General features: G+C 64.4%; 19 protein-coding genes. 15 read left to right on the top strand and 4 right to left on the bottom strand.

Going from position 1 to position 15,325, the window contains the following annotated elements; genetic code table 11:
* Positions 1-2: 2 nt before the first annotated feature.
* Positions 3-533, bottom strand: a complete 531-nt coding sequence (locus P73_RS11435; protein WP_043869650.1) for a GNAT family N-acetyltransferase — start codon at positions 531-533, stop codon at positions 3-5.
* The gene (locus P73_RS11440) at positions 521-862 is read right to left on the bottom strand and encodes a type II toxin-antitoxin system TacA family antitoxin (protein ID WP_043869651.1); all 342 of its coding nucleotides are present in this window, start codon (positions 860-862) and stop codon (positions 521-523) included. The genes P73_RS11435 and P73_RS11440 overlap by 13 nt, the downstream gene beginning before the upstream one ends.
* Positions 863-1,643: 781 nt before the next feature.
* Here P73_RS11440 and P73_RS11445 point away from each other — a divergent pair.
* From P73_RS11445 to P73_RS11460, 4 genes are all read left to right on the top strand, one after another.
* Positions 1,644-1,961: a DUF736 domain-containing protein gene (locus P73_RS11445; protein WP_043869652.1), complete on the top strand. Its 318-nt coding sequence runs from the start codon at positions 1,644-1,646 to the stop codon at positions 1,959-1,961.
* Between the two features lie 401 nt (positions 1,962-2,362).
* Positions 2,363-3,559 carry a hypothetical protein gene (locus P73_RS11450; protein WP_043869653.1) on the top strand — a complete coding sequence of 399 codons (1,197 nt, stop codon included), beginning with the start codon at positions 2,363-2,365 and terminating at the stop codon, positions 3,557-3,559.
* 313 nt (positions 3,560-3,872) lie between these two features.
* Positions 3,873-4,088 (top strand): transcriptional regulator domain-containing protein, encoded by a 216-nt coding sequence (locus tag P73_RS26485; protein WP_043869654.1) that lies wholly within the window; start codon positions 3,873-3,875, stop codon positions 4,086-4,088.
* Entirely contained in the window at positions 4,015-4,653 is a 639-nt protein-coding gene (locus P73_RS11460) for a DUF2285 domain-containing protein (protein ID WP_082033209.1), read from the top strand. Before P73_RS26485 ends, P73_RS11460 begins: the two co-directional genes overlap by 74 nt.
* Positions 4,654-4,688: 35 nt before the next feature.
* On the opposite strand, the gene P73_RS11465 is transcribed toward P73_RS11460, so the two are convergent.
* Entirely contained in the window at positions 4,689-4,976 is a 288-nt protein-coding gene (locus P73_RS11465) for a DNA -binding domain-containing protein (RefSeq protein ID WP_043869656.1), read from the bottom strand.
* A 469-nt stretch (positions 4,977-5,445) separates the two neighbouring features.
* On the opposite strand from P73_RS11465, the gene P73_RS11470 reads away from it, so the two are divergent.
* From P73_RS11470 to P73_RS26115, 9 genes are all read left to right on the top strand, one after another.
* Positions 5,446-5,718, top strand: a complete 273-nt coding sequence (locus P73_RS11470; protein ID WP_043869366.1) for a helix-turn-helix transcriptional regulator — start codon at positions 5,446-5,448, stop codon at positions 5,716-5,718.
* On the top strand, positions 5,719-6,759 hold the full coding sequence (locus P73_RS11475; protein ID WP_043869365.1) for a replication initiator protein A: 1,041 nt from the start codon (positions 5,719-5,721) through the stop codon (positions 6,757-6,759).
* Positions 6,756-7,409 carry a ParA family partition ATPase gene (gene parA, locus P73_RS11480; protein ID WP_043869364.1) on the top strand — a complete coding sequence of 218 codons (654 nt, stop codon included), beginning with the start codon at positions 6,756-6,758 and terminating at the stop codon, positions 7,407-7,409. The genes P73_RS11475 and parA overlap by 4 nt, the downstream gene beginning before the upstream one ends.
* Complete coding sequence (locus P73_RS11485; protein ID WP_043869363.1) at positions 7,406-7,660, top strand: hypothetical protein; 255 nt, start codon at positions 7,406-7,408, stop codon at positions 7,658-7,660. The genes parA and P73_RS11485 overlap by 4 nt, the downstream gene beginning before the upstream one ends.
* On the top strand, positions 7,657-8,175 hold the full coding sequence (locus tag P73_RS11490) for a DUF2840 domain-containing protein (protein WP_043869362.1): 519 nt from the start codon (positions 7,657-7,659) through the stop codon (positions 8,173-8,175). Before P73_RS11485 ends, P73_RS11490 begins: the two co-directional genes overlap by 4 nt.
* Complete coding sequence (locus tag P73_RS11495) at positions 8,172-8,717, top strand: S26 family signal peptidase (protein ID WP_043869361.1); 546 nt, start codon at positions 8,172-8,174, stop codon at positions 8,715-8,717. The genes P73_RS11490 and P73_RS11495 overlap by 4 nt, the downstream gene beginning before the upstream one ends.
* A gap of 67 nt (positions 8,718-8,784) precedes the next feature.
* Positions 8,785-9,129, top strand: a complete 345-nt coding sequence (locus P73_RS11500; protein WP_043869360.1) for a DUF736 domain-containing protein — start codon at positions 8,785-8,787, stop codon at positions 9,127-9,129.
* A 4-nt stretch (positions 9,130-9,133) separates the two neighbouring features.
* The gene (locus tag P73_RS11505; RefSeq protein WP_043869359.1) at positions 9,134-10,042 is read left to right on the top strand and encodes a lytic transglycosylase domain-containing protein; all 909 of its coding nucleotides are present in this window, start codon (positions 9,134-9,136) and stop codon (positions 10,040-10,042) included.
* A 1,246-nt stretch (positions 10,043-11,288) separates the two neighbouring features.
* Positions 11,289-12,410: a DUF3363 domain-containing protein gene (locus P73_RS26115; protein ID WP_245629281.1), complete on the top strand. Its 1,122-nt coding sequence runs from the start codon at positions 11,289-11,291 to the stop codon at positions 12,408-12,410.
* A 51-nt stretch (positions 12,411-12,461) separates the two neighbouring features.
* Here P73_RS26115 and P73_RS11515 read toward each other — a convergent pair whose 3' ends face one another.
* Positions 12,462-13,067: a TetR/AcrR family transcriptional regulator gene (locus tag P73_RS11515; protein ID WP_043869658.1), complete on the bottom strand. Its 606-nt coding sequence runs from the start codon at positions 13,065-13,067 to the stop codon at positions 12,462-12,464.
* A 242-nt stretch (positions 13,068-13,309) separates the two neighbouring features.
* Between P73_RS11515 and P73_RS11520 the strand changes: the two genes are divergently transcribed.
* On the top strand, positions 13,310-14,125 hold the full coding sequence (locus P73_RS11520) for an NAD-dependent epimerase/dehydratase family protein (RefSeq protein ID WP_043869659.1): 816 nt from the start codon (positions 13,310-13,312) through the stop codon (positions 14,123-14,125).
* An 18-nt stretch (positions 14,126-14,143) separates the two neighbouring features.
* Positions 14,144-15,226 carry a LysR family transcriptional regulator gene (locus P73_RS11525; RefSeq protein WP_245629160.1) on the top strand — a complete coding sequence of 361 codons (1,083 nt, stop codon included), beginning with the start codon at positions 14,144-14,146 and terminating at the stop codon, positions 15,224-15,226.
* The last annotated feature ends 99 nt before the right edge of the window (positions 15,227-15,325 follow it).

The raw sequence follows: 15,325 nt of genomic DNA on the forward strand, positions 1-15,325 counted from the left end.
CTCTAGCTAAACGCCGCGACCACGGTTTCGATAGGCAGGAACAGCGTCCGGCTGTCTTCGGGGTATTCGACGAACTCGGCACAGCGCAGATAGAAGTGTTTGGCCGCCTCATCCTTCGCCTGGACCATCACAGCTCCGATGCCGATGCTTTGCGAAGCCAGAGCGATCCGGTGCAGCGCGTCCGCCAAAAGATCCGCACCGAGGCCCTTTCCTGCGTGGTCGAGGTCAACGGCCAGCCGGCCGATGATCGAGACCGGAATCTGGTCGGGCGCGTTGCGCCGCACCTTGCCGGGCGCTGCACCACGCTCGACCGACCCGGCCGAAATGCAAAAATAACCGACGACCTGATTGCCCGCACACACGACATAGGTGCGCGAGAACCGGCTTTCGTTCTTCAAGGCCCGGTGGCGCAGCCAGTCGTTCAATGCAGGCTCACCGCAGTCGAATGCCGAAAGATCATGCTCTGCCGTCAGAGGAACAGGAGCAGACAGTGGCAATTCGGGATGGTCGGGCGTGTCGTCTATTTCTGCCATGCCGGGGTCCGGCGCAGCAGGGCTTTGAGCTTCGGCCCCGGTGCGGGCGGATTGTCGAGCGCTTGCATGAAGGCGTCGTAGCGCTCGGGGTCGAGCGTGAACAAGCGCTGGTCGAGCAGCACATCGACCGCTTGCCGCCGGGCGCTTTCCACCATGAACTCGGTGCGCGTCTTGCCGAGCACCGCCGCCGCATCGTCGATGAGCTGGCGCGTGCCAGTCTCGATCCGCAGATTGATGCTGCCCTTGGTGTCAGCCGTAGAGGCACGAACTGCAACGGCGGTGGTCGCAGAACGGGCAGATTCCGAAGGGGCGATACGAGCTTTGGTCATGATCGCAATATGAGTGCTCGTATCCACAATGTCAATACGGCAGGAGGAAGGAAAGGCTTGGGCGTTGCCCTACGGGCCGGGCTTTCGGCTGCGCCGGAACCACGCCTTTGGCGCGTTTCCGCCATTCGGCTTCAATCCCTAACGCAAGGGCGGCAGCGGCCATTTCGCGGCAAGCCCCACCCGGTTGAGCAAGCCAGTCTCGGGCTTCCGCCTTGGTCGCCCCGGCAGGCCCATGAGGTTCGGCTTTCCATCCACTCCAAACGGCAGGCGGATCAGCGCCGGGAAGCTCGAACCATCCACCTGGCCGAGCATGGCGAAATGCCCGCATGCGATCTTCCAGCCGCATCGGACACGGCAGCACCCGCGAAGGTCAGACGAGGCCACACCCGCAGGCCCCCGCTGGCGACAGGGCGAATCGGCCTTTCCGGTCGGATCAGGGAAAACCGCAGCCAATAAACCCGCGTAAAGTCCCCAATTCCGGCAAGGCACAGGACGGCCGCCATTGCCGTATTCCACGCGATTTCCTGTTATGGGCGCTCCATCCGCGTCCTCGATCTGGCAAGGTCTGACCGACGACCGGCTTCGCCTCGCTTGTCTTCCCGCAACGTCCGTTGCCAGCTTTTTTCCGCCGCCTTCGGCTTTGCAGCGCGAAACAAAAAAGCCGTCGCCGGCCGCCTTCCACGATGTTCCAGCCCCAAGGGGTGCGGGGCCGATCGTCCCCGGTCTCACGACCGCCATCGAGGTCGCAATGGTGCGGCCCGACAGGAAAAGGAATACGACAATGGCAACCATCGGCACCTTCACCCAGAACGAGAACGGCGCGGGCTTCACCGGCGCGGTCAAGACCCTGACCCTCAACGTCAAGGCCAAGTTCACCGCCACCGAGAGCGACAGCGAGCGCGGCCCAGACTTCCGCATCTTCGCCGGTGCCACCGAGTTCGGCGCGGCCTGGAAGAAGGTCGCCCGCGAGACGCAGCGCGAATACCTCTCCGTCAAGCTGGACGATCCAAGCTTCCCGGCACCGATCTACGCCAGCCTGGTCGAAGCCGAGGACGGAAAGTCCCACAACCTCATCTGGTCCCGCCGCAACGGCGACTAAGACCGAAACCCCGGACTGCCCCGCTCATCCGAGCGGGGCTTCTTTTTTTGCTCATGGCCGCCGTCTCTCAAGGAACAAGGAGATCGGGATAGGCAGCTTTCCGATTATCAGGCTTTGCGTATCCCGATCAGATTTTCTCCCCCGGCCGCTGCTTCGCTTTGGCCGGGCCGGTTGCTTGGGGGCGCTGCCCCCTGGCGCGGCACAAGGGCGGCCGGGCGGTATCCCCACCCTTCCGCGCGGATACATGCTTCGCATCTTCGTCATCACTTCGATCCGCTTGTGCAGGCCGGGTGATCCCCCTCCGCCCGTCCACCCTTGCACCTTGCACCCCCCGGTCTCGCCGACGGGCAGGGTTGCAGCGCAGCGCTGCGCTCCAACCCAAGCCCATGAAAGGAAAGACCATGAACACAATGACCCTGAACCATCAGCAGCAGCCCGTTTCCAAGGGCTACCGTGTGGACATTTCACGCGGCGAGAATATCGGCCGCGTTTCGTCGGAATGGTTCTCGCGCCCGGATGATGAACGCTATCTGTCGCTGACCGAGCTTTACGACGCCGTGAAGTCCCGCGCGGATCGCGCCAAGGCCCGCACCGTGGAGAGTCGCGCCGTGCGCGTGGAAGCCAGCCGCGACGATGCGGAACGGCTTTCGCTGATCGTCCCCGGACAGGAGCAGCCCGTCGCCCCGACGCATTGGAGTTTCGGGCAGCTTTGCAGCCTTGTCGGCGCACCCGCCCGCTACCTGCGCGACCTTCCCGCACCGCTGGCGGGCATCAATCTGCAACATGGCCTTGTGAGCCATCGCGGCGAATTGGTGAAGACGCTGGAAACCGAGGACGGGCGCGTTGAGCTTCGCGCCGTGACCGGCCCGGATTATGGTCGCATCTGGGACCATGAGCTTGTCGCCGCCGTCATGAAGATCGCGGGCAATGGCGTCGGCGATACCATGTGGAAGGTGCCGGGCGTTCTGGATTGGGCGACCATGACGCACAATCCATTCGTGGACGTGACCAAGGACACGACCACGCTTTACGCCAGCGACCGCGACGTTTTCCTGTTTCTGGTGGACGATACGCACCCCATCGAGGCCGAACGCCTGCCGAACGGCGACCCCGACCTTTATTTCCGGGGCTTCTATTGCTGGAACAGCGAAGTCGGATCGAAGACCCTCGGCATCGCTTCCTTCTATCTCCGGGCGGTTTGCATGAACCGCAACCTTTGGGGCGTGGAAGGGTTCGAGGAAATCAGCATCCGGCACAGCAAGTTTGCCGCACAGCGTTTCGCCCATGAAGCGGCCCCGGCTTTGACCGGCTTCGCCAATTCCTCGCCCGCGCCATTCGTGGCCGGGATCAGGGCGGCGCGGGAGCGGATCGTCGCCCGCACCGACGAGGACCGCCAAACTTTCCTGCGCAAGCGCGGGTTCTCAAAGGCGGAGACCGGCAAGATCATCGAAACCGTGTTGCAGGAAGAAGGCCGCCCGCCCGAAAGCATTTTCGATTTCGTGCAGGGCATGACGGCCCATGCCCGCAGCAAGGCCCATCAGGACAGCCGCCTCGAACTGGAGGCGAAAGCCAAGACCTTGCTGGAGAAGGCCGCATAACCGGCAGAGCCGCGCAGCCGGAAACCCGGTTGCGCGGCTTTCCGCTTTTCAGGCTTTCAGGGTTCACAAATTTTCCGCCGATCCGGTGTCGCGGATCGGCGTTGCGGCCATGCCCGAAAACATGGCCGCGCTCGCCGGGCTGCGCCCGGCTCGCAAAATCACGCAAACACTGTTAAGAAGAAAATAACTATAAGTGTTCTGGATATACGAACAACAATTCAGATCATACAGACTATTTCCCGCATAGGTCCTGCCCGAAACTCCTTGGTCCGGGTGTCTCCCCAAGCACCCGTGAGTAAAGGGAGGGTGCGCCATGCTGAAGATCAATTGGCGGGCGCCGGCGGCCTACAGGCACACGCGAAAGATTCCCGCCGCCGGATTCGCCTGGGAGTATCTGCGTCGCAACGACGACTACCGAGAGGATTTCCGGCTTCTCATCCGCGCGAAGCGCCCGGATGCGACCGAGCTGGAAGCCTTCGCCCGACGCTGGGGCTTGCGATTTCCCGCACGATCCCGACGCCGCGCCTGACCGCGACCCGCTGTTCTGGTCGCCCCGGTTTCAGCCCCAAGCCGTCAAACTCGTGCCGGCCGAGCCGGATGAGACGGCAAGCCAGCCGACCGTCGTTCTCGCCCATCTCGACGGCCTCGACCTGCGCCGCGCCGCCGATGGCTGGCACGGCATCTGGCAGGCGGATGGTATCGAACATCAATTCTGGCTGTCCCAAACCGTGCCGGATGCGGCGGCGTTCTACGCCGTCGAACTGCCTCTGGACGACTTCATGGAGCTTCGCGCCCATGCGGCGCGGCGTTTCTGGCGGTCCATCAAGGGCCGAACGCCTGGCCCCGACTTCCGCAACATGCCCGCCCAGCTCCGGCAATGGCATATCCTGTCCCTGCGCGCGCTCGATGCCCGGCTGCGCGGCGAGAGCTATCGGACGATTGCCGAAGTCCTGCTTGGCTTTCGGGGCGCAAAGGAAGATTTCGAGAGCGACCCGAGCAAGAACAAGGCGCGTCGCCTCGTCGCCCACGGCATCAGCATGATGCGCGGCGGCTACCGGCTCCTGCTGCACTATCCGATCAAGATCGATTCGTAGTCGCGCCGAAGACCTACCGTCATCTATGGATGATCTCACGCCTTGTTGGCTACGGCCTGTTCCAGTATCCGCTTGTAACCCTCACGCGAAAGCCATTGCGCGCGTTCGAGATGGCTTTGCCAGCATCGGCGTGTCCTGAACTCGTCGCCGACCGGATCGCGGTGCAGCACGATTTGCGCCACTTCCTTCCAGTCCGCGCCTTCCGCCTTCGCGTCGAGCAGCCGCAGATAGGTCACGAAATGCGCTTCGTCGTAGGGCGTGATGTCGTTTCCCGCTGGCGCTTCATCGTCCACATCGGGATCGAGTTCGACGGGCGTTCGCATCGTCATTCCCCTTCTACCGGAAGAGCCGCGGCTTGCGGTGCGCCCCCGCAATTGGCCCCTCTGACCTGGTGATCGGGGAGTTAGTAACCGTCACGAAACGGCCCCGTGGCCTTTAGGCGGGCAGCCCTGGACATGCGCCACGGGCTCCCCGACCATAAGGTCAAGGAGTGCGGTGCCGTCATGGCCAGCACCAGCCATTCGTGAGGGGTTACTAAGCCCCAGAGCAGCGCGTCTGCTCCGCGTTCAGTCTTAACCGACCCACACCGGATTGTCTTCGCCGAATTGGCACGATCCCCGCTGTCACGCTGAATCTCTCCATCTTTTCAGTCTGATCCCGCCCCGGAGGGGGGTGCCGCCAGCGCGCGTGCCCAAATGCGGCACGCTACAGGCCGCCGGTCCCTCGCCATGGTTCGCCATAGCGCGCCGCCGTCATCGGCAGCGCCATCCGCTGACGAACCGGAGGTAATCCATGGCGAACCGCCGCAATGCGGACCTGCCGCCGCGCCTTCTGCGCACAAAGGAAGCCGCACGCTTCCTCGGCATTTCGATCCGCACCCTTGAAAAGCACCGCACCTACGGAACCGGCCCGCTCTATCGAAAGATCGGCGGCCGTGTCCTCTATACCCTGCGCGATCTGGAAGACTGGAGCGCCATCGGCACGCGCAAATCCACCAGCGACACAAGCGCCGGCACCGTCTTTGCCGCGCGCCCGCTCACCCCCGAAGAGCGGGACGAGTGCTGAATGCTGCGCGACGACGATGACAGCCCCGCGCAGCCGACCGACACCAGCGAGCGCAGCCGCCTCGACCCCTTTGTGGTCGCGACCGGCGACGCTGCCCCGCGCGACCAGCGCGATCTGATGGAACGGCCGTTCTTCTCATTGGCGAAGCGGCCCCGCACAAAACCGATCCTCTACCGGGCCGCTGATGTAGAGGTGCAGGTATTCGCCATGCCCGAACACGGCATGGCGACGATCTGGGATGCCGATCTGCTGATCTGGGCTGCAAGCCAGATCGTCGCGGCCGAAAACAGCGGTTTCGCCACGTCGCGCTTCTTCCGCTTCATGCCTTACCAGGTCCTGCGCGCTGTGGGGCGGGCCACCGGCAACCGGGATTACCTGTTGCTCAAGGCCGCGCTCGCCCGCCTGCAATCTACCGTCATCGCTACGACGATCCGCAACGGCAAGCATTGGCGGCGACGGCAATTCTCATGGATCAACGAGTGGGAGGAAATGACGACGCGCACCGGGCGCGTCGAGGGCATGGAGTTCGTCCTGCCCGAATGGTTCTACAACAGCGTCATCGACCGCTCGCTGGTGCTGACCATCGACCCGGCCTATTTCCGGCTGACCGGCGGCATTGAGCGGTGGCTGTATCGCGTCGCCCGCAAGCACGCCGGACGCCAGCCCGAGGGCTGGGCGTTCGAGATTTCCCACCTGCACCGGAAGTCCGGCAGCGCGGCGCGGCCTTCCGATTTCGCCCTCGACCTGCGCCGCCTCACCACCCGCCAGTCGCTGCCCGGCTATCGCCTCCAGATCGAATGGGAAGACGGGTGCGAACTGCTGCGCTTCGTCCCTGAAAATCTATCCACAGTGCCTGTGGAAACGCCTGTGAATCCCATCGGGACATTAGGCGCACGCAGTATCGGGACATTAGGCGCAAATCGCGCGCCGGACTCTATAGAAGACTCTAACAAAGAATCTAACTCTTCTTCTTTGAAGCGCGCACGCGCGACCCGTGGCGCCGGTGCCAGTGCTGATTTTAGCCGCCGAGGTGCGCCATGATCGTCGCGTTCCTCAATCAGAAAGGCGGCGTCGGCAAAACCACGCTGGCGCTGCATCTCGCCGGAGCCTGGGCGGCGCAAGGACAGCGTGTCGTCCTGATCGACGCCGATCCACAAGGCTCCGCGCTCGACTGGTCGCAGCGGCGCAGCCATGAGGGGTTGCCGAGGCTGTTCAGCACTATCGGCCTGGCCCGCGACACGCTGCACCGGGAAGCCCCGGAGCTGGCCCGCGATGCCGACATGATCGTCATCGACGGGCCGCCGCGTGTCGCCAGCCTCATGCGCTCGGCACTGCTCGCCGCCGACCTCGTGCTGATCCCGGTACAGCCATCGCCCTTCGATGGCTGGGCCTCGGCCGAGATGCTGGCGCTTCTCAGGGAGGCGCGCATCTACCGACCCGTGCTGGCCGCCCGCTTCGTCCTCAACCGCTGCAGCGCGCGCACCATCATCGCCCGCGAGACGGCCGAGACGTTGGCTGACCATGACCCGCCCTTGCTCGCAGCCACCATCGGCCAGCGCGTCGTCTTCGCCGACGCCGCGCAGTCCGGCCGGCTTGCATCCGAGATCGACGACGACAGCCCCGCCGCGCGCGAGATCGCGGCGCTGGCCGCCGAGATCGACCGGCTGCACATCGGGAGGGCCGCGCCATGACCGGGCGCACCCGCAAGCCCGGTTTCGCATCCCGGCCGGGCAATCCCGAGAGTTGGATCAGGGCGGCCGAAACGCCGCCGGGAGGCAAGCCCGCCGGCGAGGCGTTCACCGCCCGCCTGACCATCGACATCACGCCCGAGCTGCGCGGCCGCATCAAGGTCGCGGCCTTCCGGCGCGGCATCACCGTCACCGACATGCTGCGCGATCTGCTGGCGCGCGAATTTCCATCCTCCGAGGGAGATCAACCATGACCGGCAATGCGGCCCACCGCTTGCACGGCCGTCCGCTGCCGGACGGACCGGCGCCTTTCACCACATTGGTCGAACTGACCTTCCAGAAGCGCAAGGTCGAGCACTGGATACGCTTCGGCCGCAAGAGCTACGAACAGATCCTCGACCGCCGCCGCAGCATCGTCGGCTTCGCGCCGGGCAGCATCTTCGCCTTTGTCCGATGGGCGTCCGGCGAGCATGGCACGACCCTTTCCCGCATCGACATCGTGCGCGCCATCGGCCGCGGCGAACCGTTCCAGACGCTGCCCTTCGTCCGTCCCGGCGGCGACATCCTGTTGCGTCTCGATAGCTGGGCGAAGGTGCAGCGCGCCTTGCAGGCTATTGACGCCGTGGAAGCGCTCGGCCTCGATCCGGCCGACATATCCCCGGAGCACTGGCGGCATGTCCACAACCGTCTGACTGCCGGTCTGGAGCCGCACGCCTATACGCCGGAGCGACACGCCGCCTGGCTCGGCCGCCAGAGGATTGACCCGTGACGCGCCGCCGTATCCTCGCGGTAACGGCGCTGGCCGTCACCGGCATCGCAGCCGCCAGCGCCGCCGATCTTCCGACGAAACTGATCTGGAACGCCACGGCCAGCGCGCCCATCGGCTTCTACACGGTCGGGCCGGCCGACGCGCTCGACGTGCCGGAGCTGGTCGCCGTCATGCCGCCCGAACCGCTGGAGCGATTCATGGTCGAACGCGGCTATGTCAGGCGCGGCGTGCCGCTCCTGAAGCGCGTCCTCGGACTACCGGGACAGCGGGTTTGCCGTTTGCGATCCACGATCACGGTGGACGGGATCGAGATGGGCGAGGCGCTCGACCGCGACGGGATCGGCCGCGATCTGCCCGTCTGGCAGGGCTGCCGGACCATCGGCGACGGCGAACTCTTCCTGATGAACTGGGAGGTCCGCGACAGTCTCGACGGCCGTTATTTCGGACCCATCCCCGCAAGTTCCGTCATCGGCCGGGCGATGCCGCTCTGGACCGACGAGGAAGGCGACGGCCGCTACGAATGGCGCGCGCCGATCCAATGACCGCTTCCCCATCGGCGGGAGCGGTGCCCGCCGATGGTTTTTCAACCTCACCGCCAAGGAGACTGTCATGCCCCAGATTGGTGACTTCACGCGCGACGAGGCCGGCTTCATCGGACACCTCGGGACGCTCTTGCTGCATCAGGACATCATCATCGTCGCAAACCCGTCAGACGCGGAGAACGCGCCGGATTACCGTGTTCACCTCTTCGACGGCATGAGCGACGAAACCGGCCCGGAGGTCGGCGCAGCCTGGAAACGCACCGGCGAGAAGGCCGGCGAATACCTTTCCGTGCTGCTCGACGATCCCACATTCCCGCATCCGATCCGCGCCAATCTCTTCCAGAATGGTGACGACAAGGCGTCGTGGTCGCTGCACTGGAACCGTCCGAAACCGCGCGACGAGCGGGACTAAGGCCATGCGATCCCGCGTCATCCCCGCGCTCAAAACCCTCATCCCGTTGTTCGCGGAAAAGCCGTCTCATCCCGCCGTCCCGCTCAGGCGCAAGACGGCCGGCGCGCGCACCGAAGGTCAAGGGCGGCCATCGGCCGGCGCTTGCGCCTTGCCCTTGACCGCAGCGAGCACGCTGGCAGGCTGGCGTCGTGGCGGAGACAGGGCGGTATGGCACTATGCCGTTCTGATATTGACCGGTGTTCTGTCGTTCGGCGGCGCATCTGGTTTCGCGATCGCGCAAACGACGCCGGCCGTTCAGTCCGCCGTCGATCCCCACGCCCCCCACATTGCCGAAGCGGCGCGGCGCTTCGGAATTCCCGAGCACTGGATTGTCGCCGTGTTGCGCGCCGAAAGCGCGGGCGACGTGCGCGCGGTGTCATCAGCCGGCGCGATGGGGTTGATGCAGGTAATGCCCGACACTTGGGCGGGCCTGCGCATCCGTCATCGGCTCGGCCGCGATCCCTACGACCTGCGCGATAACATCCTCGCAGGCACGGCCTATCTGCGCGAGATGTTCGACCGCTACGGCAATGTCGCGGCGATGCTGGCGGCCTATAACGCCGGTCCCGGTCGCTACGATGAATACCTTGCGACCGGCCGCGCGTTGCCACCGGAGACGCGGGCTTATGTCGCCGCGCTTGCGCCGATCCTCGGCGGCGAGGCATCTCCCGATACAACGCCGCCACCGCCCGACTGGCGCGAAGCCCCGCTCTTCGTCACGCGCCCGGCCGACGCGCCGATTGTCGCCGCGCCGCCATCCGGGGCGCAATCCGGCGACGGCCGCGCAACCGTTCCGGTGCGCGGTCCCGTCGATGCGGAGCCGGAAACCGGCAGCATTTTCGTGGCCCGCGCCGACGACGAGGGAACGCCATGAGGACGGCGATCCAGCGCACGGCGCGATCCGTTCCGGTGTCCAGTCAGGCAGGTTTGCGCCCGTCTGGAATCCCGGCGGGAAGGACGGAAAGGGCGGTAAGAAGGGAGGGCAAGATTGAAGAACATGGCACCATGACGGGCCAGTTTTGGAAATTGTTGTTGTCTGCACACTGGTTAGGCGACCGTTTCCGGCACCAAGGTTTCGGGCGGCGGAGTGCCGCGACTTCGTGTAACGTCTTGGCTTTGCGGGGTTTCGTTCGGCACTATGGCCGCCGATTGCCCGATTTTCCGCGATTTCGGCCGGAGGCGCATCCATGAGCGCCGATGACGAAAACCGCTTCCGGCCAAGGCCCGGCCGTATCCGCTCCGATGCGCCACGCGCGGGCAAGGCCAAGAGCTTTCTGACGCAGGCGAAGAAACTCGCCCGGCAGCAGCGCCGCACCTCACCCCGCGTCGGTTTCGGAACGGCGGCGTTCACCCCAGCAACGCCAGCCGGTTCCCAAGTTGTCCTGTCGAGCGGCAAGGGCGTGAAGCGCGGGCGCGGCGCGGTCTTCGTCCGCACCCGCAATCTCGGCGGCGGCTGGAGCCACCGCCAGCCGGGCGCGCGGCGCGTCATGGTGCAGCAGCGCTACATCCTCCACCCTGGAAAGGGCCGGAAGGCGCAATCTCATCTGCGCTATATCCAGCGCGACGGCACCTCGCGTGACGGCGAGCGCGGCCAGCTCTACTCGGGCACCGAAGACCGAGCCGATGGTGACGCCTTCCTTGAACGCGGCCAGGACGACCGTCACCAGTTCCGGTTCATCGTCTCCCCCGAGGACGGGGCAGAGCTGTCGGACCTCACGACCTATACTCGCGACCTCATGGGCCGGATGGAAGCCGACCTCGGCACCCGACTCGATTGGGTGGCGGTCAATCACTACAATACCGGCCATCCCCATGTGCATGTCATCCTCCGCGGCAAGGACGATCTGGGGGAGGATCTGGTCATCAACGGCGATTACATCGTTCATGGTATCCGCGAGCGGGCCTGCGAGTTGGCGACGCTGGAACTCGGTCATGTCAGCGAGATCGAGCAAACCCGTAAGCTCACCGCCGAGATAGATCAGGACCGTTTCACCCGCATCGACCGGGCGATGGTCGAGGAAGCCGATGGGCGGTTCCTTGACCTGCGCCATGAACCCGGAGAGCCGAAGCGGCAGTTCGAGCGCACGCTTCGCCTGCGTCGGCTTTCCAAGCTGGGGCGGATGGGCCTCGCCACCGAACATGCCCCCGGTGTCTGGGAATTGAACGAGCGGCTGGAACCGACCCTGCGCGAGCTGGGCGAGCGCGGCGACATCATCCGCACCATGCAAAGATCGCTCGCCGCCGATGGGCTTGAGCGCGATCCCATGACCTTCCGCATCCATGAGGGCGCACCCGCAACGCCTGTCACCGGCCGCGTCCTCGACAAATATCTCGCCAACGAGCTGGGCGACAATCTCACCGTGGTCGTGGACGGGATCGACGGGCGCACGCACCACATCGCCAATATCGACCCCATGCAGTTGGAGGACGCCCGGATCGGCAGCGTCATCGAGATCGGACGTGCCGAGGCGACGGCCCGGCCGTCCGACCGCACCATTGCGACAATCGCCGAGGATGGCATTTACCGGCCGAGCCGGCATCTGGAGCAGGCGAAGTTCGAGGGCCGCGTTCCGGGCGGCGACTACGAGGGCTATGTCGATGCCCATGTCCGCCGGCTGGAGGCGCTGCGCCGGGCCGGGATCGCGGAGCGGATCGACGCCGACCAATGGCGCATCTCCGAGGACTTCGAGAGCCGTGCCGCCGCCTATGATGCCCGCCGCACCCGGCGGGCTAGCGTTCGCGTCCTGTCGGCCTTCGATCTGGAAAAGCAGATCGGGGCAGACGGCGTGACCTGGCTGGACCGCCGGATGATCCATGGCGAGGTCGCTGACCTTGCAGCGGCAGGTTTCGGTCAGGAGGTGCGCGAGGCCATCGACCGCCGCCGCGAGCATCATGTTGAACAGGGCGACGCTACCCGCGCGCGGGACGGCCGCGTGTTCTACCGGGCCAACCTTCTTGCCACGCTGCGCGAGCGCGAGGTTGGCCGCGCCGGCGCGGAGATGGCTGAGAGCAAGGGACTGCCGTTCCGCGCCGCCATGGACGGCGAGAACGTCAGCGGCAAGTTCACCGGCACCGTGCAGCTATCGAGCGGCAAGTTCGCAATCGTCGAGAAGAGCCATGAGTTTACGCTTGTTCCGTGGCGCCCCGTCATCGACCGTCAGCTCGGCCGCGAGGTCATGGGTGTCGTGCAGGGCGGTTCAGTATCGTGGCAGATGGGGCGGCAAAGAGGGATTAGCCTTTAGTGCATCGTAGTCTGTTTCCGTGATGCACAGGGTCTGATATTCGGATTTTTATCAGTCTCCAGGGCCGGTGTTCGTAGCCCCGAAGCGCAGGCCGTCCACTATCAATTCCATCATGCGCCGCGCCTGCGCAGTATCACCCTCGCTGGCCGGCGTTGCGACCCGCATGCTGGCGAGCAACAATTCATGGGCGTCCACGCCGCTTCGTATCGAGCCGGCAGCCGAGGCCGCATCGAGTAGCCCCCGCAACGCGGGCGTCAGCCGGCTGAACACATAGTCGGGGAGCGACTGATAGGCCGAGTTACCCGAATGGAGGGCGGCCCCCAAGCCCCGTTTGGTCGCAACCAAATCCACCAGCCGTTGCATCCATACCGCAAGGGCTTCGCCCGGCGGGCGACTCGTTGCAAACGCCGAGGCCGCGTCAGCGCAGGCATCGACTTCTTGCCGGATGATCGCCTTGATGAGGTCTGGCCGTTGCGGGAAATGGCGATACAGTGTCCCGACACCGACACCAGCCTTATCGGCAATCTCCTTTACCGGTGCGTCCACGCCTGACGTATCGAACACCTCCGCTGCTGCGCGCAGGAGCGCGTCAATGTTGCGTCGTGCGTCCGCCCGAACCGGTCTGCCGTCGCTTTCACTTTCCCGATCGTCGCCCATCTTCTTCCCGCATTTCGTCGGGCCTTGCTAAACGGAATCGGATTCCGTATATATGGAATCGTATTCCGTTTACACAGATACCTTAGCTGGCAGGATTTTTCCAGCATCGAATGCGAGAGGAAACAAGCATGCGTGACCGCTTGCTCGGGCGGACCGGAATGATGGTCACCGCCTCACCTCCACGGTTGAGGTTCTAAAACCGAGACCGATCAACTTGAAAACTTATGCAAAGGAGCTGACGTATGGCGGTCTTTATAACTGGTGTGACCGGGCTGGTAGGAGCCCGACTTCTTCCCCGTCTCGTGGAGGCGGGTGTGGATTGCCGCGCCCTCGTGCGGGGAGGGAAAGAGGTTGCCTCCGGCGTAACGCCGGTCGAAGGCGATCTCTTTGATCCCTCGACTTTGGTGGGGGCCGTGAAAGGCGCCTCCGACATCATTCATCTCGCTGCGGTTTTTCGCACCCAAGACACCGACCTCATCTGGAAGAGCAACGTAGAGGGGACGCGCAATCTGATCGCTGCGGTGAAGACTCATGCACCGAAAGCTCGTTTCATCCTCGCCAGCACCAGCAATGTTTATGACGTAGACGGCACGCACCCCGGGCGCGAGGATGATCCGATTGATCCAAAGCAGGCATATCCAGCCAGCAAGGTTACGGCCGAGAAGGAGTTGCAGGAAAGCGGACTCAACTGGGCGGTGCTTCGCTTTCCATTCGTTTATGGCGACCGGGATGGTCATCTTGAGGAGCTGCCAAAGTATGCGATAGCGGGCAAATGGCACCCGGCAAAGAAGGTTAGCACGATCCACCACCGCGACCTCGCAACAGGCATTAAATTTGCCCTTGAGGGCACGTTCGATGGCCGCATCGTAAACATTGCAGACGAAGCAGCTACGTCCATTTACGAGCTGGCGGCACTGGTAGGCGAAACGCTGGAGCCATCATCCGCCCCGCTGGAGAATCCGTGGCATCTTCATGTCGATGGATCGCTCGCCCGCAGTCTCGGTTTTCAGCCCACGGTGAGAACCGTCTACCAAGCCGTCCAAGAGAAGTTGATGTGATCTGCCACCGGCAACGCATTGAGCGAGCGCACCGGTAGCGGCTGTGATTTGACTTACGCCGAACGGATTCAATCCGACAGGGAGATGCTGATGCGTCGGCGGCGATCAGCGCCAATGATGGATCGTCAATCGGGGATGCCGACCCCGCTAGGGTCGCGCATTCCCCTCGCGTCGCTGATCCAGGCGCTTGCCGTTGCGGAGCACCTGAATTTTCGTCATGCTGCCAACGCGCTCGGAGTCAGCGTTTCTAGCGTCAGCACGCGCGTAAAAGCCTTGGAGGAGGACCTTGGCATTCTTCTGTTCGAGCGTCATGCACGCGGCGTCCGGCTAACCGAGGCCGGTCGGCACTTTGTCGCGCAGGTGTCGGCCGGTGTTGATCAACTCAACCATGCGGTGAAGACCGCAGGCATGGTTGCACGCGGCGAGCGAGGCGGCTTGCGCATCGGCATCCATGGACTGATCCCCGGCAGTTTCCTCGCCAACCTGCTTGAGCGATACCGGGAAGAGCACCCGGACATTGAAGTGGAAATCACCGAAGGCACCGCCCGCGATGCGGCGATGCAGCTTCGCGCCAACCGGCTGGACGTGGCATTTGTCGCCGGCACACCCGAGATGCCCGACTGCCACACGCGACCGATCTGGACCGAACCGCTGGTAGCTGTGTTGCCGGATGGGCATCGCTTCGCCGGACAGTCGGCAATCACTTGGGCCGATCTGGTCAGCGAGACCTTTCTTGTCCGCTATAGTGGCACCGGCCCGCAAGTCCACGACCATATCGTGCTGCGCCTTGCCGGGCGTTGGCCCACGCCGTCAATCCTGCGTTTCGACGTGGGGCGCAGCACGCTGTTATCCATGGTCGGACAGGGCTTTGGCATCACCATCGTCGGAGCCGCGACGGCGCTGCTGCCAACGACAGGCATCATCTTCCTGCCCTTCGCCGATGAGCCCGAACCGGTTGCCTTTAGCGCCGTCTGGTCGCCGTTCAATCGCAGCCCGACTCTGAAAAACCTGCTCAACCTCGCAAGCTATATGAGCCATTGCGGCGATTCGCCCGGCCAGTTGCGCGGCGACAACCGCCCGGCCGGATGGCGGTCAAGGTAATCCATCCTATTTGCCGCCGATAGTATCCTACAGCCCTCCCGCATCCGTTTTCCTGTTGCCTGTCGTGGATTTGCCTATTCTCTGATCGGCTCCGTCCCT

Source organism: Celeribacter indicus, assembly GCF_000819565.1.
In the GTDB taxonomy this organism is placed as follows: domain Bacteria; phylum Pseudomonadota; class Alphaproteobacteria; order Rhodobacterales; family Rhodobacteraceae; genus Celeribacter; species Celeribacter indicus.